This is a genomic window from uncultured Desulfovibrio sp. (genome assembly GCF_944327235.1).
In the GTDB taxonomy this organism is placed as follows: Bacteria; Desulfobacterota; Desulfovibrionia; order Desulfovibrionales; family Desulfovibrionaceae; genus Desulfovibrio.
This window is the reverse complement of the sequence record NZ_CALVHE010000051.1, coordinates 1-19,146: the sequence shown is the minus strand read 5'-3', so window position 1 is coordinate 19,146 and position 19,146 is coordinate 1. Positions and strand designations below refer to the sequence as shown.

The window sequence follows — 19,146 nt, the reverse complement described above, 5'->3', positions numbered from 1 at the left end:
GCCGGTCTCATCGACCTGGTGCGCAAGGGCCACTTCGCTGACGGCAGCAATGTGCTCTTCCTGCACACCGGCGGCTCTCCGGCCTTGTATGCCTATCTCGATACCTTCCGCAGAGGGGAATAGCCTCCGCAGAGGGGAATAGCCTTCACAAACCATCCCGGCCCGCTTCGGCGGGCCGGTTCCCGGGAGCATGTCATGCAGGATGAACGACAGAATGAACCATTGCGGATGTACGGCGGGCTTTGGGGCGGCATGATCCCGCTGCTCGTGCTCGTCATCGGTCTCGTCTGGCTTTCCGTCGCGGAACGGGGAGGGACGAAGCCCTTCTGGGCCTGCGCATGGCTGGCGCTGGCCGTGGGGATGTTCTTCGCGAAGGACAAGGCGCAATTCTGCCGTGCGGCCATGCGCGGCATCGGTGACAAGACCGGCATCGTCATCGTGACCGCCTGGCTCTTTGCCGGGGTATTCGGTAAGCTCATGGCGGCGGGGGGACTGGTGGACGGCCTGCTGTGGATGGGCATGTCCACCGGGGCGCAGGGCGGCGTGTTCACGCTGCTGGTGTTCCTGGCGGCCATGCTCTTCTCGCTCGGCACGGGCACGAGCACGGGGACCTGCATCGCCCTGACGCCGGTGCTTTTCCCGGCGGGCTACTTCCTGGGATGCGATCCGGCCCTGCTGGGGACGGCCATCCTGTCCGGGGCGGCCTTTGGCGACAATCTCGCCCCCATATCCGACACCACCATCGTCTCGGCCTATACGCAGGGCGCCCGCATGAAGGACGTGGTGCGCAGCCGCTTCCCGCTGTCCATGAGCGCGGCCGCCATATCCGCCGTCATCTTCCTGGTGTTCGGCGGCGGCGGTGAGGCGCGCGTGCTGCCCGAGATCCAGGCCCGGCTCGATCCGGCGGGCGCGCTCCTGCTGCTCGCCCTTGTCGTCGTGGTGGCCAGCGCCCTGCTGGGGCGGCATATCATCGAGTCGCTGGTCTACGGCAACGTGGCGGCGGCGATCATCGGCATACTCATCGGCAACATCCGGCTGACGGACATCTTCGGCATCCCCGAAAAGGCCGGCGGCAGCACGGGCATCATCCAGTCCGGCATCGACGGGGTGGTGGGGGCCATCATTTTCGCCATCCTCATCCTGGCCGTCACGCAGATACTCGTGGAATGCGGCATCATGCAGCGCATCCTCGACTTTGCGCACAAGAGCATCGTGGCCACCGTGCGACAGGCGGAACTCTTCATCATCGGCGTCACCGTGCTGGCCTCCATCCCCATCTCGGCCAATGCGCCCGCCGAACTGCTGGTGGGGCCGTCCCTCGTGCGGCCCATGGGCGAGCGGTTCGGCCTCGCGGCGGCCCGGCGCGCCAATCTGATGGACTGCGCGGTCTGCACCATCTTTTTCATCCTGCCGTGGCATATCGCCGTGGCGGCATGGTACGGGGCGCTGGTGAGCGCCGCGGAGAGCTGGCAGATCACGCCGCCCTCCATCAGCGCCGCGCTGTACAATCCCTATTCCTGGGCGCTGCTGGCCGTCCTCATCTTCTCCGCGCTGACCGGCTGGAATCGCCGGATGGCCAGGGATGAGGAGCCCGACGCCGAAGAGCTGTAGAGCGGACGCCTTGTCCGGGGAGCGAAAGGGACGCCTCCCCGCCCCTGGAGCCCCGCGCCATCGTCTGATGGGGCGGGGCTTTCGACAATGCCCCCCCGGCTTGCGAACGAAGGGAAAATGCGCTAACCGTGATGCAATACATAACAACCTGTTCCCTTCGAGCCGCCATGAAAAAATATCTGCGCTATCTTGGCCCTGTGCTGATCAGCTGTCTTTTTTTGCTGGCTATCTATCTCCTTTATCAGAAGCTCAAGGCCTATAGCCTGGAAGAGATCCGGCAGAGCATCGAGCAGGTCTCCTATTTCAGCATCGGTCTGTCCATCTTCCTGACCGTCATCAATTATCTCATCCTCGTGGGCTATGACTGGCTGGCCCTGAAAGCCATCCACAAGAGCCTGCCCCTGCCGCGGGTGGGGCTGGTCTCGCTGGTGGGACAGTCGGTCAGCTACAATTTCGGGGCCTTGCTGGGCGGCACCACGGTGCGGTACCGCTTCTATTCGGCCTGGGGCTTCTCCTTTTCCGAGATCGTGCGGCTGGTGCTCATGCTGGCCGTCACCTTCTGGGTGGGCGCGCTGGGCCTGAGCGGCCTCATCTTCCTGGTGGCCCCGCCCGTCATCCCGGACGAGTTGCTGGCCAAGATGCCCATCAAGGACATCCGCGTCCTCGGCGTGCTGCTCCTGTCCGTGGCGGTGGTCTATCTCGTGCTCTGCTTCCGCGTGCGCAAGCCCGTGCATATCTTCGGCAAGGAATTCGTCTTCCCCGCGCCCAGACTCGCCGTGGCACAGATGGTCGTGGCCGGGGTGGATCTCATCGCCGCCGCGTCCTGCATGTATGTGCTGCTGCCGCATGATCTCGGCATAAGCTTCATCGACTTCCTGCCCGGTTACCTCATGGCGCAGGTGGCGGTGGTGCTGACCCACATCCCCGGCGGGGTGGGGGTCTTTGAGCTGGTCATCCTCCATCTGACCCATACGCCGCGCGAGCAGGCCGTCTTTGCGGCGGTGCTGCTCTTCCGCCTCATCTACTACATCCTGCCGCTGCTGGCGGCGGCGGTGCTGCTGGCCGTCTACGAGGCCCGCCAGAGCCGCAACATGCTGCGCGAGGCGGGGCGCTGGCTGTCGGCCGTCTCGCATTCCGTTTCCGCCTACCTGACCTTCGCGGCGGGCGTGTTCCTGCTCGTCTCCATGACGCTGCCCGTCCGGGCCGCCGCGCTGGCGCGCATGAGCGAGATCCTGCCGCGCGCGCTCATGGGGGCCGGGCACTTCGTCTGCGCGCTGTCCGGTGCGGCGTTGCTCTTCGTCTCCTACGGGCTGGAACGGCGGCAGCGGCGGGCCTATCTCCTGGCGGCGGGCGCGCTGGCGCTGGGCATCGCCGGGGCGCTGTTCAACGCCTTTTCCTGGGGGTGCGCCCTCATGAGCGCCGTGGTCCTGCTGGCCGTGGTGCTGGGGCGGCGGCGCTTCTACCGCTCGTCCTTCTTCTGGGAAGAGCCTATCCCCCTGTACTGGCTGGGGGCCGCCTTCGGGGTGCTGGTGGTCAATTTCGCGCTGGGCTGGTTCGTCTACGCGCCGCACTGGGAACGGGCGGAACGCTGGGGCTTCGATCAGGGATTCAACGCGCCGCATGTGCTGCTCGGCTTTGCGGGCATCGCCGCGCTGGTCATCGTGGGCTGGCTGTGGCGCGTGAGCCTGCGCCGCCACAAGCGCAAGCGTGAACAAAAGGCGCAGGCGACCGGCGACGCGTAACGAGCGGCGCGCGCAAGCGAGTAGAAAAGGACGGCCCCCGGCTTGATTCGGGGGCCGTTTTTTTGGGGGGAGAGGAATCTGCGGAGCAGGCACAGAAAAAAATGCACTTGCCCGACAGGATGTGTCTACTTCACTTGTCAAAATAGTTATGGGAATGGTTTTGCCGGACCAGCATTGCTTCTCGCTGTTATAGTCGTTTTCCTCAGCCCGTTGCTTCTACCGCTCTTGGTGCGCCGACAAGGCATAGCGGATGTCGTGCCGGAGCTGGTATGAGCTTTGGGTAAAACAAGGTCATCAATGTGTTAAAGCTCTTTTCCTTCTGCAAACAGATGCCCGCAAAGCTCATCAGCTGAAGTAATCAGGCAAGCCGAATCAGCAAAGCGGATTCCTGTCAGCGTAAGTCCTTACTGCCGCAAAAAAAGAGGAGACCGTACATGGTCTCCTCTAGGCACAACATATCCTTCACCGGATGGGCATTAGGGCGCAGGTTCAAAGTGTTGCAGAAACATGCCTTGCGCCATGTTTTCCCCGCCTTCATAGTAATAGGTCTCGATGGTATACGTGATGTTAAGCATACGACCACGATAGGGGGCCAGTTCGAAGGCATTTTCGTGAGTTCCAATGATATTGTATTCTATGCCGTCGGCATCGCGGAAAATATAGGAGGCATCAAATTCGGGATTATCTGCGTCAACGCCCATATATACAGCGGAGATCGTCACAGTTTTCAAAACCCGTCCCTTCTTTTCTTCCTCAGATAGTTGGGGGGAATGAGTCCCGCCACCTCCCTGTCGCTCGGCCGCCTGCTGACCAAGCGGCTGCGCCAGGATGACAGGATCCAGTATGAGACTGCGCAAGAAGTCTTCACCGTTGAACATGCCGATAAATGCAAAGGGTGAACCTGTCATCAAGTTTTCGATATATCGGGACTCCGCTTCATTACGTGCAATGACATTGAGGATGAAGCCGACCTGACCGTTTTGGGGCTTTGGAGTGACGGTATATCGTCTGTCCCCGATCTTGCTCACCTCGTACACGGTGCAATCCCAGCTGACCACTTTTCCTTTCAGATCGGCCAAGCGGTTCTCTCGTTGCACATCCGTATACTGGCTGTTGAACTTGAATATTTCATGGAGTTCACCAAAGGGAGAAATGTCGGACAGGTCCGAGAAACTCTCCAGCGCCTTGATTTTTTCATCCAAGCTCGTCGCCTTCAAGACGCGCCTCTCCCTGTCCTCCTCTGACATTTGGGGGCGGGGAGTTCCGCCCTCTCCCCGCTGCTCGGCCGCCACTTCCCTTTGCTGCCCAAGCGGCTGCGCCAGGACGACGGGATCCAAAACGAGGCTGCGCAAGAAGTCCTCACCGTTGAACATGCCGACAAACGCAAAGGGGGAACCTGTCATCAGGTTTTCGAGATAGCTGGCCTCCGCGTCATTTCGGGCAATGACATTGAGGATGAAGCCAACTTGACCGTCTGTCGGTTTCGGGGTGACGGTGTACCGTCTGTCTCCGATCTTGTTCACCTCGTACACGGTGCATTCCCATCTGACCACCTTTCCTTTCAGATCGCCCAAGCGGTTCTCTCGTTGCACATCCGTATATTGGCTGTTGAACTTGAATATTTCATGGAGTTCACCAAAGGGAGAAATGTCGGATACCCCGGAGAAGCTCTCCAGCGCCTTGATCTTTTCATCTTTTGAGGTGGTGGGGACGGGATCTCCCTTATCCTTATCCACCATGCTTTGTATGTCATCCTGTTTGATGAGTACGAGGATAGTAGCCACCACCAAAAAGGATATGATCAGAAGATTCCTGATCCCTTTTCCGCTATCGGCCGGAAGAATGTTCTTCGACAAATCCCCTTTAGCGGCATCTTCGGCTTCCGTGAGGCTTTCCGCAGCCGTTGCCGGCTGCGATGTTCCCGTCGTGCTCGCCTGCGGAGCCAAAACGCAGGCTTCCTGCGGCATCCCCATCGCGGCTGCGCCGAGCTGATTGCGGACATCCGAATCGCTGAATCGGAAGCCCTTTTTGATCAGCCCTCGGGTGTAGGCTTTGTTATAGGTGAACGCGAAGATAATCTGCAAAAGCCAAAGTAACAACAAGTGTGCGAACAGATACTGTGTTTCGTTGAACAGCAGGCTGCACGCTGTTGCAAGGATAAGACAAAGACCAAGGATCACATCTCCCCGAAACACCATGGCAAGCCAGCCGAAGAAAAAAACGGTCCAGCTGAACCCGATAAAACCTTTCTTGATGACCCCTGTCTGGGGATGTTTCATCATGATGACTTCAGCCATTTTTTCTGTCTCCTTTTTTTGCGTGCGCAAAAAATTTAAATGGTTTTACATCTGCATCATGACAGTTGCCCCTGGAGCATTTTGCTTTTGAAAAAGGCAAAATGCGAGGCGGCGGCACAGCGCCGCCCGGCCCAAACCAAGCGGAAAAACCGCGCTTTTTCCGCGAAACGACAGGCCGTATGGTTGGAAACGCGAAGCGTTTCAAACTGAAAATGCTCTAATGGAATGTTTGCTTCTCCTCCATGTCAAAGGGACCATGTTTTCCTGAGACGAAATTCAAGAAGTCCTTCCAGCAGGACGCGGTTCCCTTTTTGAAAGGGCAAAGTGTGTCGGGGATCCTTTTATCTTCCAGCAACATGCTGCCCAGAGGGCTGACGATGACGCGGCTGCCGGACGCGACCTGCCGGCGGGCATTGCCGCCGGCTGGTCGCACATGGCCAGGACGTGACGCAAAAAAGCTGATTGCTTAACCTGACTCTCCTCTTGCATCAAGCTATACAAGCTGATTTTCTTACCTACGATAGAAATTGTAACAAAAGTGTATCATGCTGTTTTTGAAAATACTCCCAGCAAGATGAGGCCAATTGCTACACATGCAAAAGTTACTATCCACCAAAATAAGTACATTAATTTTGCCCATATCGTCCCAAAAAAACTTCCACCACCAAACTCAACAGAAAAATCGTTTACCATGGCTTTTCCCTTTGCCTGGCGTGCTTTAAATCCTGTAAAGAACGAAAATAAAATAGCAGCGATACCTGCGATAAGGTAGTACTTTTCCATAGACTATCTCCTTTTTGCTAAGAAGTTGGACAGATATTTGTCAGGTGAAGGGTTTTTCCAACGAGATTGTTACTATTGTTACTCTTATCCTCAGCTTCTAGGGAAAGTTGGGCATTTTTGAGAGTGTCCACCATTTTCGACGCTTGTTTGTTGGTTTGTGCGGCGACGATCTCCTGGGATACGACGATTAGCGCATTTTCCGTTTGAAAGGTTTTGCATTGAAAGCATACGTCCCGTCGTTTCGTGGAACACGCGATTTTCCCACCCACTTTTGGCCGGACGGTACTTTGCTGCCACCTCGCCTTTTGTCTTTTTTCAAAGGCAAAGTGTTTCAATCTTCCAGCAACATGCTGCCCTGAGGGCTGACGGTGACGCGGCTACCGGGCGCGACTTGCTGGCCGTTTACCTGGATATTGCGGGCGTCCGGCGGGATATGTGCCGTGCTGCCCGGGCGCACGACCTGTGAATGACGGCGGCCACCGCGGTCATATTCGAGACGGGACTGCTGCCGGGCATTGCCGCCAGCCTGCCGCACATGACCGGGGCGCGGCGCATAGGAGCGGCCTGCGGCCAGCGCGTCGCAGGCAAGCTCGGAAAGGGCGAGGGCGGCGCAAAGGGCGGTGAGGATACAAGATGCACGCATGAGACCCTCCCGGAACGTGTTCGTTGCGTTGCATGGTGAAGCCCCAGTGAGGCTGGGGGTCGTAGTTGTTGAGTATACCAACACTATGGGCAAGTCAATGGATGCTGCTACCATGATGAGATGGACGATCATCCGAAACTTACCGAAGCCACTGCCGCCGTGTTGACCCGTCTGCGAGAGGATGCCGGGTTGAGCAAGCGCAAACTGGCCACATTGACCGGTATCGACAGAGTGTATCTGCTCCAGCTGGAGCAGAAGAAATATCGTCCTACCCTCAACGCCGTTTTTTTGCTGGCGCAGGCGCTGGGGCTGCCGCCGGGTCGTCTGGTGGACATGATCGAGGCGGAACGGCTGCGCCTTCTGGAGGCGGAGACGGAAGCGGACGTGCAGGTCCGTCGGGAGGCTCCGGAGAGCCGGGACCATCAAGACGGCCCGGCCAATCAGCAAAGCTTTTCCGAAACATAGCCTCGGCAGCGGCAAGGGAGGCACGGCAAACGGGATGGCGCAGCTCGCGCAGACGTTGCAGCACCTCCCGCGCCCCGTCGCCGTCGGCATTGCGGCACAAGGCATCCAGCAGCAGCACGCCGCCGCGCGCATACAGATGCTGGGCGTTGGCGGAAAGCTCGCGGCCGGGCAGGGCGCACCACAGGCTCCGTACCGTGGAGGCCGCATGGGGCAGCATGGTCCGGCACAAATGCCACAGGGCGTCCGTCCGGCGGCTGCCGCGCGGGTCGGTGCGGGCCTCCAGCGCGGCAAGACAGCGGTAGACGGCCACGGCCCTGCCGTATCTTCCCCGCCAGAGCAGATACAGCAGGAAAAGGCGGGCGGCTTCCAGCTTGAGGGGGAAAAACCCGTCAAGCCGCCGGACATGCCCCAGCACAGCCAGCAGACGCCCGGCGTCGCCGTCCTGTTGCAGACGGCGCAGGTATTCCAGAACGGCTTCGCTCTGGATGTCCTCCGGCAGACGCAGAAGAAGGGGAGCAAGCGTTTCGCGCATGAAAGACCTCCAAAAACATGACCATATTCCAGTCTTTCAGACAAAAAGGCTCCGCCGTCAACAGGGCGCGGTTATTTCTATATGAAAATTGAATATTCTCGCAGTCGACCGAAATAACAGGCGAAAAAAATTTTTTTCGCCGTGTGGGCGGGAGGGAGGTTCTCGGCGCGCGGTCCGGGCGTGTCGGTAGAGATATGACATGGAGCGAGCATCACGCACGGCTTGCTCTGGGGTGAGCGGTGGTCTCGCTCTCTCGTCGTTTCCCCCTGAGAGAGCATTTTCAGCTTGGAACGCTTCGCGTTTCAAACCATACAGTCACCAGACAGCCTGTCGTTTCGCGGAAAAAACGCGGTCTTTTCGACCAGTTGGGGCGGGCGGTGCGGTGCCTCCGCCTCACGTCATGTCTTTTTTCAAAGACGACACGCGTGAAAAGATAAAAGCGCGCTGGGGGAAGGATGGGGGGGCTTGGGGGGAAGGGAGGCCCCTCCCGCGCGAGGCGAGGGGCCTCCCTTCCCCCCAAACAAACAGTGCGGCGCATCCGTCCCCACGCACAGGCAACGTAAAAAGGTGGGATCCCTCCCGCCTTTTTGCGTGTCGTTCTCCTGAAAAAAACTCGCTCTGGGCGCGTCAGTCGCGGCAGGCATCCAGTTCCCGCAGCCAGTCGGGGGACAGGGCGTCGGGCAGACGGCGGATGAGGTCGGCCACCGGCGTGTCGGGCTGAGGCGCGCAGAGGGCGGCGAGGCGGCGCGCCGTGCGGGAGGCGGCCAGGCAGGCGGCGCAGAGGGGCCAGCCCGCTGCCGCAAAGGCGGTGACGAGGCCGGTCACGATATCGCCCGTGCCGCCGATGCACTCCATAGCCGGGACGGACGGGCTGTCGATGACGGCGCGCACCTCGCCCGCACAGACGATATGGTCCGCCGCGCCCTTGATGAGCAGATGACGCGGACAGTTGCCGTGCGCCAGCACCCGCGCGAGCAGGGGGGGGATGTTGTGATCCTCGGCCAGCAGGAACCCGCGCGTATAGAAGGGATGCGGGGCCTTCTCGTCCGCGAGGAAAGCCAGTTCGCCCACGTCGGGCGTGAAGAGGTCGTAGGCGTCGGCGTAACCGCTCATCTTGGCGGCGTACATGAAACCCGCGTCGGCCAGCATGAGCGGCGGCCGCGGCAGGGCCTGCAGGGCCAGCAGCACGCGATTGTGCCAGTCCACATCCGGGAAAAGGTAATGGAAGGTCAGTCCACGAGGCGCGAGGCGGGCGGCGTTGTCGCACAGCCAGGCGTAGAGGCGGCGGCTGCCGTCGCCCGTGCCGATGTCCCCGGCCAGCAGGGCGCGGGGGGCTTGCGTGCCGAGGGCCTCGCAGGCCAGCAGGGCGGTGGCGGCCAGCGCTGGGGTGCCGCGTTCCACAGGCACGCCGCGTCCGTCGGGCAGGCGAAGGGTCGCGCCGTCCAGCCGCAGGGGACCGTCGGGCGGGGCCAGAGAAAAATCCGCGTCCGGTACGCTGCCCGCTATGCACCACATGCGAGTTGCCTCCGGGCTTCCTCAAAAGCCTTTTGCAGACTGTAGCAGCAAAGCGTCTGGCCCAGCCGCAGCGGCTCGACGGCCGTCTCCAGCCGACGACCGCACAGCTCGTGCGCCAGCCACGGCACGTCCGGACAGCCGCCGCCGGAGATGTTGACGATGCGGCCGTCCCGCGTATCCACGGTGATCTTCATGTTGGCCGCCCGCACCATGAGCCAGTGATCCAGCCGCTTGACCTGACAGAGGGAGACGGGCTCCAGCAGCTCGTCCGTGACCACGGCCACCTGACGCGGCTCCGGGCCGCCCTGACGCAGGCATTCCAGCACGGCCGCCTGTCGCAGGAGCGGAAAAGCGATGACCATGTCGCAGCCGGTCCGCAATTGCGGCGGCGGGCCTTTGACTTCCACGGAAAAACCGGCTTCGCGCAGGCGGCGCTCGGCCCGGATGACCTCGCCCGTCTGATCGAAGACCAGCAGGGCCGTGGCGGCAGCGGCGGCCGTGCGCGCGCCGGGGGAGGCGGCGGGCCGCAGCAGGGAGGAGAGACGTTGGAACAGGGTCGGCATGGCGTTTTTCGTCGTGTGCCGCGCGGCGGACGAACGATATGCGTCGCCCGCCGCGCGGTCATGGGTCATTTGTTGATGTCGAGCCGGAAATCCGTCCCGTCTTGCGAGGATCGTACCGTGAAGCCGCCGTTGCGGGCGGCGCGGGTGACGTTCTCGCGACTGGCCTCGTTGTCCACCAGCACGGTGAAGCTGCCGCCGGGCGTCTTTTTGGCGGCGGTGAGGAAGAGGAGGACGGGTTGCGGGCAGGAAAGACCGCGTGCATCGATGAGTTCAGCCATCAGGCGCCTCGCTTGCAGTTGAAGAATCCGATGAGCAGGCAGACGGCCAGTCCGCCCAGCGCGCCCAGCATCCCGTTGGGGCCTATGCCCGTGGCGCTGGAAGCGAAACCGAAATTATGGGCCACGGCCGCGCCGAGGATGAGCCCGACCACGAAAACGGCGGCGTCGTTGTCGCCTTCACCGGCCATGAAGAGCTGACGACCGGGGCAGCCGCCCGCCAGAGCGAAGGCCAGTCCGGCGGTGACCATGCCGAGGAAGTTCCAGAGGCTGTCGGTATGGGCGATGGGCTGGCCTTCCATGCCGGGATGGAAGCCGCCCAGCGCGGCATTGAGCAGGAGGGCGCAGACCAGCATGGCCAGCACGCCCAGCGCCAGATGCCACTGCCGGAAAAGGAGCACGTCACGGATGGCGCCCATGGTGCAGAAGCGGCTGCGCTGGGCCAGGATGCCCACCACGAGGCCCGCCGCCAGCGAGAGGAACACGGGCGCATGTGCCGCGCCGGGGCCTTTGAGGGAATAGAAGAGCACGCCGCTCTTGTCCTGTCCCTCCACCTGCGGATCGAGCAGGAGCAGGGCCAGCAGGGCCAGCATGATGCCGGGCAGGATGAGACCGCTCACCCTGGCCTGGCTCTGACTGCGGCCCAGCGAGAAGCCCCGGCGGAAGAAGAGCGTGCCGATGCCCACGCCGACGATCAGACCGGCCAGCCCGAAAAGGGCGTTGGCGTCCCCACCGGCGAGACGCATGATGACGCGCCACGGACAGCCCAGAAAGACCAGCGCGCCGATGGCCGCCACCATGCCCAGCAGCAGGCGGACGATGGGCGAGGAGCCGCCGCGTGCCCGGTATTCGCCGCAGAGCAGCGAAGCCCCCAGCGCGCCCAGCACCATGCCGAGGATCTCCGGCCGCAGATACTGGACGATGGCCGCGCGGTGCAGGCCGATGGCCCCGGCGATGTCGCGGTTGAAGCAGGCGACGCAGATGCCCATGTTGCCGGGATTGCCCATGCGTTGCAGCAGGATGGCCAGCGCGCCCAGGACGAGCCCTGTGCAGACCACGCCCGTCGTGGTGGAGAAGAAGTTGGAACCGGTTTTCATGAAACCCCCTTGTGAAGCGGATGACACAAGGCAGCGCACGAGACCGCGCGCGAGTCGCGTCAAAGCCCGAAGGGGACGGAAGACCGGTCAGAGGCGGGGAGGAGGGGCGTCGCTCGCGGCCGTCCGCCGACGCTTCCGTCCGAAGACGCTCCACACCGTGGAGCGAAGGCTTGGGCGTCAGTTGCGATACGACGGCATTGCGCTGCCTCCTCCGAAGATGTCCGCCCTCCCTCTCTCGTGGGGGAGCGGCGAGAGAAGCTTAGGCAAGCCGGGAGGAAAGGTCAAGGAGGACGACGGGAAAAGGCGTCCGCCCGGCGGCGTCAGTTCAGGGAGATCAGATAGCGCCGCAGGGCCGGGCGGTTGCGGATGTCGCCGTGATCGACGATATGGCCGACCATGGCGTCGTCGGTGGTGATGATCCTGCTCGTGCCGCGCCGGAAGCCCAGGCCGCAGGGGACTTCCGCGGAGATGAACACGCCCGCCTGATAATAGTGCGTGCCGTCGCAGGCCAGTTCCGCCTTTTGCTGATAGATGAAGGGCTGTTGCGCGTAAAAGCCGTCGGTGGCGGCGGTGGTCCCGCCGTTTTCCCAGAAGGTGATGTTGCGGCCCTCGCGGCCCCAGATGGGCTTGGAGACCTGATCCACGCCCGGCAGGGGAGCGGTATCGGCGGGCAGGAAATGGGGATTCAGGGGAAAGATGCGGCGCAGGAAGGGCAGCAGGGCCTTGCTCTGGTAGACGGCCGCGTAAGGCGGGTTGCAGACCACCAGACCGGGGTCCCGCTCCATGCTCCGCAGGAGCTCGCGGGCCATGTGCTCGTCCTCGAGGAAAAGGAGGTCCCAGGGCACCATCTTGATCATGAGATGGAATATCTTTTCGATATATGTGCCGCTCTTGTCCACGGAGCACAGGCCGCGCTCCCTGTCGATGCAGACGTCCGTCCAGTGCAGATAGGTCCCGGTCAGCCCGGCGTGCTCCGCGGCGTCCTTGATGATGAGGGTGTTCAGATCGTCCTCGCCGTCGGCGGCGTTGGTGAACAGGACGCCCCGTCCGGCATGGGCCGGGAGCAGGTCGAGAAAGAAGTCCCGCAGCTGCTCGAACAGGCTGTTGTACTGGAAATGATCGGGGTCGAGCTCGTGGTGCTTCGCCAGCGCGTATTGCAGCGAGGAGACCTCGAAGATGGAAAAGGGCGTATCGGCGTTGAATTCCAGCAGCTTGATGGGCAGACCGTCAAGCCCCCCGGCAAAGTCGAAGCGGCCCAGCATGTGCGGATGCCGCATGTACTCGCGGTAGGTGCGCTCGATGACCGGCACGGCATAATCCGGGATGCCCAGTTCGTCCAGACGGCGCGAGCCGATGAAGTATTCCGCCGCGCTGTCCACGTCCCGGAAGCAGCGTTCGGCCGCGGCATAATAGGCGTCGGCCTCCTCCCGCGAGATGATGAGGATGTCCGAACATTTCCCCTCCTTCGGGTAGCCGAGGGCGTCGTACAGACTGTCGGGGAACGGCGGGAAGCGAAACAGGTCCATGTTCAGCTTCCCGTGCTCATGCCGCTGAAGCTGCCGCCGCGCGCCGTGATGTTGGCTCGCGGCCGCGAAGGGGACACGAAGCCGGACGAGGGGCTTTCGGACCCCGAACGGGCGCTGTTCACGCCCGGTATGAAGATCGGGGTGGAAGAAGTGCCGCCGCGCGTCGAGCTCTGCGTCTCTTCCTCCTCATCGAGCTCCGGCGGGGAGAAAAAGGCCCTCCAGCCCACCCAGCCGAGCGAGGCCATCGCCAGGATGGCAAAGAATCCGTAGAGCTTGGGGAGTTTGTCCTTTTTCGCGGCGGAGTCGTCACCGGCCCCCCGCTCCCCGGGAGTCTCCGGCCACGGGGTAAGCATCGTGCCGCCCATATGAGAATTGTCGTATTCCGTAGCCATGTCTGCCGGGCTGATCCGGCTGAGATGCACTGCCATATCCTTTCCTTCGTGCCGGCGAAAAACAACCGTGTGACGGGCGGCGCTGTGCCGCCGCCTCGCATTCCGCCTTTTTCAAAGGCAAAACGTTCTATGCGCGGTCCCCGTCGGGCCGGGAAAGGCGCACCTCGTCCAGACCGTCCCGCTCCTCGATCAGCACGTCGATGCGCTCCTCGCGGCGGGTGGCCACGCTGCGTCCCACATAGGCGGCCTGTATGGGCAGTTCGCGGTGGCCCCTGTCCACCAGCACGAGCAGCTCCACCGTACGCGGACGCCCGTAGTCCTGCAGGGCTTCCAGCGCGGCCCGGATGGTGCGCCCGGTAAAGAGCACGTCGTCCACCAGCAGGATGTCCGCCGCGTCCACGGGAGCGGGGATGCGGGATTGTCCCAGATGCGGCTTGCCTTCCAGGCTCGTCCAGTCGTCGCGGTAGAGGTTGATGTCCAGCGAGCCGAGCGGCAGCGGCCGCCCGGTGCGGCGGGAGAGCAGATCGGCCAGACGGCGCGCCAGATCCACGCCGCGGCGCTGGATGCCCACGAGCTGGAGGGTCTCGCAGCTGCCGTGCCGCTCAAAGATCTGGCTGGCCAGCCGGTCGAGGGTGCGGGAAATCTCTTCCTTGTTCAGGATGACATGGGCGCTCATGTGGTCTCCTTGAGGTCGTTTGGGGCCGGAGCGGGCCATGCGGACACGGCGCGGCTCCGACCGCACGGACGGCAGCCGGGGGAGCGTATGCCGCCCCGTCCCGACCGCCGTCTCCATCTCTCTTCATCTATACTTTTTTCCCGGACTTGAAAAGACGGCCGCAAGGCCGCATTGACAAGGGCCGGGAGTGGACTTACTTCTCAACGACCGCAAAATACTTCATCGGAGGAGCCATGCTCACGTTGACCGAACAGGCCGTCAAGGAACTGGAAGCCTTTTTTGCCGACCGCGATCGCGAACCCATCCGCATCTATCTTGCGCCGGGCGGATGCTCCGGCCCGCGGCTCGCGCTGGCTCTGGACGCGCCCGGCGAGGACGATCAGTCCATGGAAGCCGAAGGATTCAGCTTCTGCATCCGCAAGGAACTGCTGGATCAGGTCGAGGCCGTCGCCATCGACGCTTCGCCGCTGGGCTTCGAGCTGACCCCCAAGAACCCCCTGCCTTCCACGGGCGGCAGCGCTTGCGGCGGATGCTGCGGCGGCTGCGGCTCACATTAACCTATAGGGAGCGTATATATGCTGACCGTATCCGAAGACGCCCGCAAGGAGCTTGAAGCTTACTTTGACGGGAAGGAAAAGAAGACCATCCGGGTCTTCCTGGCCCCTGGAGGCTGAAGCGGCCCGCGCCTCGCGCTGGCTCTGGATGAGCCTCTCGATTCTGACGACGTTATCGAAGAAGCCGGTTTCCGCTTCTGCATCGACAAGGAACTGCTTGCTCAGGTCAAGGGCGTGAGCATCGGCATAAGCTACATGGGCTTCACCCTCGATCCCGAAGTGCCGCTGGCTTCCGGCGGCGATTCGGGGAGCTGCGGTTCCTGCACCTCCTGCGGCACGCACTGATGCCGACCCTGTCCGCGACAGGGACGGCGTCCGTCACGACGCGGGCGGGCGGCGACATCTCGCGGGCCGAAAGCCCGCGCTCCCGGTGTCGGCGGCCCCTCGTCCGCGCCGCAGGAGCGCTCCGCGCCGGACATGGCCCTTGCCCGTCCGGGCGGGACTCGTGAACGTACGGCGGCGGAGACGGCTCCATCCGTCCCCGCCGCCATCGTCATGCCGGGGCCTGTGCCCCGCTTCCCGGCAGAGCCGCAGGATACAAACACGGGCCACGGCCCAGGCATTTCCCTTTCATGACCGCGGAAAAACTCCTTCCCTTTCTTGAGGCCCCGGCAGGGGAGTGGCGGCTCGAACGCAGCGGACTGGCCACGCGCTGCCGTCTGGCCGCCGAGGCGCTGGCCGCCGGGCGCAGCTCCTGCCTGCTCGTGCGCGACCGCGACGAGCTCCAGGCCGCCCGCGCGCTGTTCTCCCTCTTCGTCCCCGAACTCTCGGTGGGGGATGCGCCGCTGGAACGTCCGGCCTGGCGCTCGCCCTGCCTCGTGCTGCCCGATACGGCGAGCATACGTCAGGGACGCGATGTCTGGGCCGCGGGCATGGCCGCCTTCCGCGCGCTGGCGGGCGAGGGGCCGCATTGCGTGGTCACCGGGCCGGAAAGCCTGCTGCTGCGGCATCCGCCACGAGATTTTTTCGCACAGGCCGGGCTCGACCTTGCCCGCGGTCAGGACTTCTCGCCGGAGCTCCTGCTGGAGCAGGCCGTGGAGTGGGGCTATGAGCGCGTCCCGCTGGTCAACCGTCCCGGCGACATGGCCCGGCGCGGCGACATCTTCGACATCTTCCCGCCCGGCTATGCCCGTCCGCTGCGACTGGAATTCTTCGGGGACATCATCGAGGAGATCCGCCTCTTCGACCCGGAAAGCCAGCGCTCCCTCCGGCAACTGGAGGAATGCGGCCTCCTGCCTGTGCTGCCCCATACCTGCGCCCCGGCGGACATGCTGCGCTGGCGCGAGCGTCTGGACGGCCTGTTCGCTCAGGGCCGCCTGAGCGAGAACCAGCACTACAGCCTCAAGAAAGCCCTGCACGGCGGCGGGGCCGGGCTTTTCCCCGGCCTGCTGCACGAGGACGCCAGCCTGCTGGAAGACTGGCTCCCGGCGGACACGCTCTGGCTGCTGCCCGGCAGGGCGGACGCGGAGGATGTCCTGCGGGAGACCGCCCTGCGGCTGCATCGGCGGCTGGAGGAGGAGAGCGGCGATCTGGCGCAGCCGGCGTCCCTCTGTCTGCGCCCGGATACGCAGGCGGCCCCGTGGCGGGACAAGATCGCCATCTTTGCCGAACCGCTGGTCATGGGCGTGGAAGAGCAGGGCACGGCCCTGCCGGAACGGCGTCTGCACGGCTTCACCGACCTTTTCCCCCAGCCCGGCGCCACGGACAGACCGTGGCAGCAGCTTGCCGCGGGCCTGCGGCAGTGGCAGGGCGAACGCAGGCAGATCATCCTGAGCTTCGCCTCCGAGCGCAGCCGCAACAAATTCCTGAAACTGGCCGAACAGGACGGCATCGTCCCGGCCCTGCGCTACGCCCCGGACAGGCACGGCCTCTTTGCCCTCGTGTCGGGCTTTCGCGGCGGCGTGGACCTCGTCTGGGACGACAGCCTCCTGCTGGGTGAGGACATCCTCTATCCCCGCGCGGAAAAGACGCCGCGCGTGGCCTCCCGTGCCTTCCGGGGCATGGACAGCTTCGACGACCTCAAGCCCGGCGCCCTGCTGGTGCACCGGGATTACGGCATCGGCCGCTTCGCCGGTCTGGAGCGCCTCGACCGCAACGGCACGGGCAATGACTTCCTGCTGCTGGAATATTCCGGCAAGGACCGGCTCTATGTGCCGGTGGACCGTCTGGGGCTGGTGCAGCGCTTCAAGGGCGGCGACGGCGCGGAACCGGCGCTGGACAAGCTGGGCGGCTCCGCCTGGGCCGGAGGGCGGGAAAAGGCCCGCAAGGCCATCGAAAAGATCGCCGCCGACCTCGTGGAGATGTACGCTTACCGCAAGGTGGCCAAGGGCTTCCGCTACGACCCGCCGGGCGAGCTCTACCGCGAGTTCGAGGCGACCTTCGGTTTCGAGGAGACGCCGGACCAGGCCCGCGCCATCCAGGACGTGCTGGACGACATGGACAAGCCCGAACCCATGGACCGCCTCGTCTGCGGGGACGTGGGCTTCGGCAAGACGGAGGTGGCCCTGCGGGCGGCCTTCCGCGCGGCCTCCGAAGGACGGCAGGTGGCCCTGCTCTGTCCCACCACCGTACTGGCCGAACAGCATTTCCAGACCTTCCGGGCCAGACTGGCCGGTTTCCCGGTCAACGTGGGCCTGTTGAGCCGCTTCGTGCCCCGCGCCCGCCAGAAAGAGACGCTGGCCGCGGCCGCCGCCGGACAGATAGACATCCTCATCGGCACGCACCGTCTGCTGTCGGCGGACGTCAGCCTGCCGCATCTGGCCCTGCTCATCCTGGACGAGGAACAGCGCTTCGGCGTGCGCCACAAGGAAAAGCTCAAGGCGCTCAAAAAAAACGTGGACGTGCTGACGCTCACGGCCACGCCCATCCCGCGCACCCTGCAACTGTCCATGTCCGGCATCCGCGACCTCTCCGTCATCGAGACCGCGCCGCAGGAGCGCAAGCCCGTGGCCACGGCCGTGCTGCGCCGGGACGAGAACGTCCTGCGGCAGGTGCTGGAACGGGAGATAGCCCGCGAAGGGCAGGTGTTCTGGGTCTATAACCGGGTACAGGGCCTGCCGCGCGTGGCCGAATACGTCCGCAACCTCGTGCCGCAGGCCCGCGTGGGCATGGCGCACGGCCAGATGGGCGAGGTGGAGCTGGAAGAGAACATGCACAAATTCTGGCACGGGGAGCTGGACGTGCTGGTCTGCACCTCCATCGTGGAGTCCGGTCTGGACTTCCCCCGTGCCAATACGCTCGTGGTGGATCAGGCGCAGATGTTCGGCCTCGGCCAGCTCTACCAGCTGCGCGGCCGCGTGGGCCGCAGCGACCGTCAGGCTTACGCCTTCTTCGTGGTGCCGGACGCCGAACGCCTTTCCGACGTGGCCGAGGAACGCCTGCGCATCATCATGGATATGGACTATCTGGGCGCGGGCTTCCAGGTGGCTATGGAGGACCTGCGCCTGCGCGGCGCGGGCAACATCCTGGGCGAGGTGCAGTCCGGGCACATGAGCCGCGTGGGCCTCGATCTCTATCTGGAGATGCTGGAGGAGGCCGTCTCCCGCCTCAAGGGGATGCCCGCGGCCATACAGGCGGAAACGGAACTCAATATCGGCCTGCCCGCCCATATCCCGCAAACCTACATTGCCGACGGCCGCGAACGCCTGCGCTGCTACAAGGCGCTTTCCTCCGCCGTGGACGGCCCCGCCCGCGAGGAGGTGGCCCTCTCCCTGCGCGACCGCTTCGGGGCCTTCCCCGTGGAGCTGGAGAATTTCCTTGCCGTGCTGGATTTCAAGCAGTTCCTGAGCGAGATGCAGGTCCAGCGCGCCGACATCACACAGGATCATGTCAAACTGGTCTGGGCGGACGGACAGGATGCCGTCTCCCCGGAAAAACTCGTGGCCCTCGCCGCCGAGACGCCCGGCGCGCGCCTGCTGCCCCCGGCCGGACTCTTCTGCCCCCTGCCGCAGGGCATGAGCGTGGGCGAGGGGCTGAACGCCATCCGCGCCAAACTGGAGACCGCACGCCTGCCCCGCTAGGGGCTTTGACACTTTTTGCTGTGTGTTTGGGCTGTCGATGCCTGTTGGGGGGAAGGGGAACCCCTCGCTCTGCGTCGATGCCCGTAAGGCTCCTGCGTCGCCAACGGGCACGGCCCTGCGGGCCGCCTTTCGGTCGCCGCAGGCGCGGGAGGGCCCAGCCTTTTCGCAGCGGAGCGAGAAAAGGCGTTCCCGCCATCCTTCCCCCCAAGCCCCCCATCCCTTCCCCAGCGCGCTTTTATTCGGGGAAAGAGCGGGGGCGCAAGGTGACTCTCGCCCCCAAAGCAAGCGGAGCGTGTACAGGTTATTTGCTTTATCTAGTTGTTGTGTTCCGATAGGTTGTTCACCCTTTCCTCATTCGGTAAGTTGGAAGTTACCAGACAAACCAACAAGCGAGCG

At 63.7% G+C, this 19,146-nt stretch carries 16 protein-coding genes and 2 pseudogenes; 7 read left to right on the top strand and 11 right to left on the bottom strand.

Going from position 1 to position 19,146, the window contains the following annotated elements; all coding sequences use genetic code 11:
* From Q0K00_RS08105 to Q0K00_RS08095, 3 genes and pseudogenes are all read left to right on the top strand, one after another.
* Positions 1–123: pseudogene (locus Q0K00_RS08105) on the top strand (D-cysteine desulfhydrase); the annotation flags it as partial.
* A 72-nt stretch (positions 124–195) separates the two neighbouring features.
* Positions 196–1,611 carry a Na+/H+ antiporter NhaC family protein gene (locus Q0K00_RS08100; RefSeq protein WP_297228461.1) on the top strand — a complete coding sequence of 472 codons (1,416 nt, stop codon included), beginning with the start codon at positions 196–198 and terminating at the stop codon, positions 1,609–1,611.
* Between the two features lie 167 nt (positions 1,612–1,778).
* Positions 1,779–3,353, top strand: coding sequence for a lysylphosphatidylglycerol synthase domain-containing protein (locus Q0K00_RS08095; RefSeq protein ID WP_297228460.1), 1,575 nt, complete (start codon positions 1,779–1,781; stop codon positions 3,351–3,353).
* A gap of 476 nt (positions 3,354–3,829) precedes the next feature.
* On the opposite strand, the gene Q0K00_RS08090 is transcribed toward Q0K00_RS08095, so the two are convergent.
* The 3 genes from Q0K00_RS08090 to Q0K00_RS08080 all read right to left on the bottom strand — a co-directional run bounded on the left by Q0K00_RS08090 (position 3,830) and on the right by Q0K00_RS08080 (position 7,076).
* Complete coding sequence (locus Q0K00_RS08090) at positions 3,830–5,650, bottom strand: hypothetical protein (RefSeq protein ID WP_297228459.1); 1,821 nt, start codon at positions 5,648–5,650, stop codon at positions 3,830–3,832.
* A 543-nt stretch (positions 5,651–6,193) separates the two neighbouring features.
* Positions 6,194–6,433, bottom strand: a complete 240-nt coding sequence (locus tag Q0K00_RS08085; RefSeq protein ID WP_297228458.1) for a hypothetical protein — start codon at positions 6,431–6,433, stop codon at positions 6,194–6,196.
* 331 nt (positions 6,434–6,764) lie between these two features.
* Positions 6,765–7,076 carry a hypothetical protein gene (locus Q0K00_RS08080; RefSeq protein WP_297228457.1) on the bottom strand — a complete coding sequence of 104 codons (312 nt, stop codon included), beginning with the start codon at positions 7,074–7,076 and terminating at the stop codon, positions 6,765–6,767.
* A 120-nt stretch (positions 7,077–7,196) separates the two neighbouring features.
* On the opposite strand from Q0K00_RS08080, the pseudogene Q0K00_RS11845 reads away from it, so the two are divergent.
* Positions 7,197–7,346: pseudogene (locus Q0K00_RS11845) on the top strand (helix-turn-helix transcriptional regulator); the annotation flags it as partial.
* A gap of 4 nt (positions 7,347–7,350) precedes the next feature.
* Here the strand turns inward: Q0K00_RS11845 and Q0K00_RS08075 are convergent.
* The 8 genes from Q0K00_RS08075 to pyrR form a co-directional block, all read right to left on the bottom strand.
* Positions 7,351–8,073 (bottom strand): hypothetical protein, encoded by a 723-nt coding sequence (locus Q0K00_RS08075; protein WP_297228456.1) that lies wholly within the window; start codon positions 8,071–8,073, stop codon positions 7,351–7,353.
* A gap of 627 nt (positions 8,074–8,700) precedes the next feature.
* Positions 8,701–9,588 (bottom strand): NAD(P)H-hydrate dehydratase, encoded by an 888-nt coding sequence (locus tag Q0K00_RS08070; protein WP_297228455.1) that lies wholly within the window; start codon positions 9,586–9,588, stop codon positions 8,701–8,703.
* Positions 9,576–10,151, bottom strand: a complete 576-nt coding sequence (locus Q0K00_RS08065; protein WP_297228454.1) for a putative Se/S carrier-like protein — start codon at positions 10,149–10,151, stop codon at positions 9,576–9,578. The genes Q0K00_RS08070 and Q0K00_RS08065 overlap by 13 nt, the downstream gene beginning before the upstream one ends.
* 65 nt (positions 10,152–10,216) lie before the next feature.
* Positions 10,217–10,429 carry a sulfurtransferase TusA family protein gene (locus Q0K00_RS08060; RefSeq protein ID WP_297228453.1) on the bottom strand — a complete coding sequence of 71 codons (213 nt, stop codon included), beginning with the start codon at positions 10,427–10,429 and terminating at the stop codon, positions 10,217–10,219.
* Positions 10,429–11,523: a YedE family putative selenium transporter gene (yedE, locus tag Q0K00_RS08055; RefSeq protein ID WP_297228452.1), complete on the bottom strand. Its 1,095-nt coding sequence runs from the start codon at positions 11,521–11,523 to the stop codon at positions 10,429–10,431. Before yedE ends, Q0K00_RS08060 begins: the two co-directional genes overlap by 1 nt.
* 320 nt (positions 11,524–11,843) lie before the next feature.
* The gene (locus tag Q0K00_RS08050; protein WP_297228451.1) at positions 11,844–13,049 is read right to left on the bottom strand and encodes a glutathionylspermidine synthase family protein; all 1,206 of its coding nucleotides are present in this window, start codon (positions 13,047–13,049) and stop codon (positions 11,844–11,846) included.
* A 2-nt stretch (positions 13,050–13,051) separates the two neighbouring features.
* Positions 13,052–13,477: a hypothetical protein gene (locus Q0K00_RS08045; RefSeq protein ID WP_297228450.1), complete on the bottom strand. Its 426-nt coding sequence runs from the start codon at positions 13,475–13,477 to the stop codon at positions 13,052–13,054.
* Positions 13,478–13,568: 91 nt separating this feature from the next.
* Positions 13,569–14,117, bottom strand: a complete 549-nt coding sequence (gene pyrR, locus Q0K00_RS08040) for a bifunctional pyr operon transcriptional regulator/uracil phosphoribosyltransferase PyrR (RefSeq protein WP_297228449.1) — start codon at positions 14,115–14,117, stop codon at positions 13,569–13,571.
* A 233-nt stretch (positions 14,118–14,350) separates the two neighbouring features.
* Here pyrR and Q0K00_RS08035 point away from each other — a divergent pair, with 233 nt between their 5' ends.
* The 3 genes from Q0K00_RS08035 to mfd all read left to right on the top strand — a co-directional run bounded on the left by Q0K00_RS08035 (position 14,351) and on the right by mfd (position 18,750).
* The gene (locus Q0K00_RS08035; protein ID WP_297228448.1) at positions 14,351–14,674 is read left to right on the top strand and encodes an IscA/HesB family protein; all 324 of its coding nucleotides are present in this window, start codon (positions 14,351–14,353) and stop codon (positions 14,672–14,674) included.
* An 18-nt stretch (positions 14,675–14,692) separates the two neighbouring features.
* Entirely contained in the window at positions 14,693–15,016 is a 324-nt protein-coding gene (locus Q0K00_RS08030) for an IscA/HesB family protein (protein WP_297228447.1), read from the top strand.
* A 287-nt stretch (positions 15,017–15,303) separates the two neighbouring features.
* A complete protein-coding gene (gene mfd / locus Q0K00_RS08025; RefSeq protein ID WP_297228446.1) occupies positions 15,304–18,750 on the top strand; it encodes a transcription-repair coupling factor in 3,447 nt (1,148 codons plus the stop codon).
* Positions 18,751–19,146: the final 396 nt, after the last annotated feature.

What these genes read in the sequence shown, in the direction of transcription:
- yedE (WP_297228452.1), bottom strand. Translation starts at nt 11,523, where the DNA reads ATGAAAACCGGTTCCAACTTCTTCTCCACCACGACGGGCGTGGTCTGC.
- mfd (WP_297228446.1), top strand. Translation starts at nt 15,304, where the DNA reads ATGACCGCGGAAAAACTCCTTCCCTTTCTTGAGGCCCCGGCAGGGGAG.
- Q0K00_RS08090 (WP_297228459.1), bottom strand. Translation starts at nt 5,650, where the DNA reads ATGGCTGAAGTCATCATGATGAAACATCCCCAGACAGGGGTCATCAAG.
- Q0K00_RS08075 (WP_297228456.1), bottom strand. Translation starts at nt 8,073, where the DNA reads ATGCGCGAAACGCTTGCTCCCCTTCTTCTGCGTCTGCCGGAGGACATC.
- Q0K00_RS08100 (WP_297228461.1), top strand. Translation starts at nt 196, where the DNA reads ATGCAGGATGAACGACAGAATGAACCATTGCGGATGTACGGCGGGCTT.
- Q0K00_RS08085 (WP_297228458.1), bottom strand. Translation starts at nt 6,433, where the DNA reads ATGGAAAAGTACTACCTTATCGCAGGTATCGCTGCTATTTTATTTTCG.
- Q0K00_RS08045 (WP_297228450.1), bottom strand. Translation starts at nt 13,477, where the DNA reads ATGGCAGTGCATCTCAGCCGGATCAGCCCGGCAGACATGGCTACGGAA.
- pyrR (WP_297228449.1), bottom strand. Translation starts at nt 14,117, where the DNA reads ATGAGCGCCCATGTCATCCTGAACAAGGAAGAGATTTCCCGCACCCTC.
- Q0K00_RS08070 (WP_297228455.1), bottom strand. Translation starts at nt 9,588, where the DNA reads ATGTGGTGCATAGCGGGCAGCGTACCGGACGCGGATTTTTCTCTGGCC.
- Q0K00_RS08060 (WP_297228453.1), bottom strand. Translation starts at nt 10,429, where the DNA reads ATGGCTGAACTCATCGATGCACGCGGTCTTTCCTGCCCGCAACCCGTC.
- Q0K00_RS08050 (WP_297228451.1), bottom strand. Translation starts at nt 13,049, where the DNA reads ATGGACCTGTTTCGCTTCCCGCCGTTCCCCGACAGTCTGTACGACGCC.
- Q0K00_RS08065 (WP_297228454.1), bottom strand. Translation starts at nt 10,151, where the DNA reads ATGCCGACCCTGTTCCAACGTCTCTCCTCCCTGCTGCGGCCCGCCGCC.
- Q0K00_RS08035 (WP_297228448.1), top strand. Translation starts at nt 14,351, where the DNA reads ATGCTCACGTTGACCGAACAGGCCGTCAAGGAACTGGAAGCCTTTTTT.
- Q0K00_RS08080 (WP_297228457.1), bottom strand. Translation starts at nt 7,076, where the DNA reads ATGCGTGCATCTTGTATCCTCACCGCCCTTTGCGCCGCCCTCGCCCTT.
- Q0K00_RS08095 (WP_297228460.1), top strand. Translation starts at nt 1,779, where the DNA reads ATGAAAAAATATCTGCGCTATCTTGGCCCTGTGCTGATCAGCTGTCTT.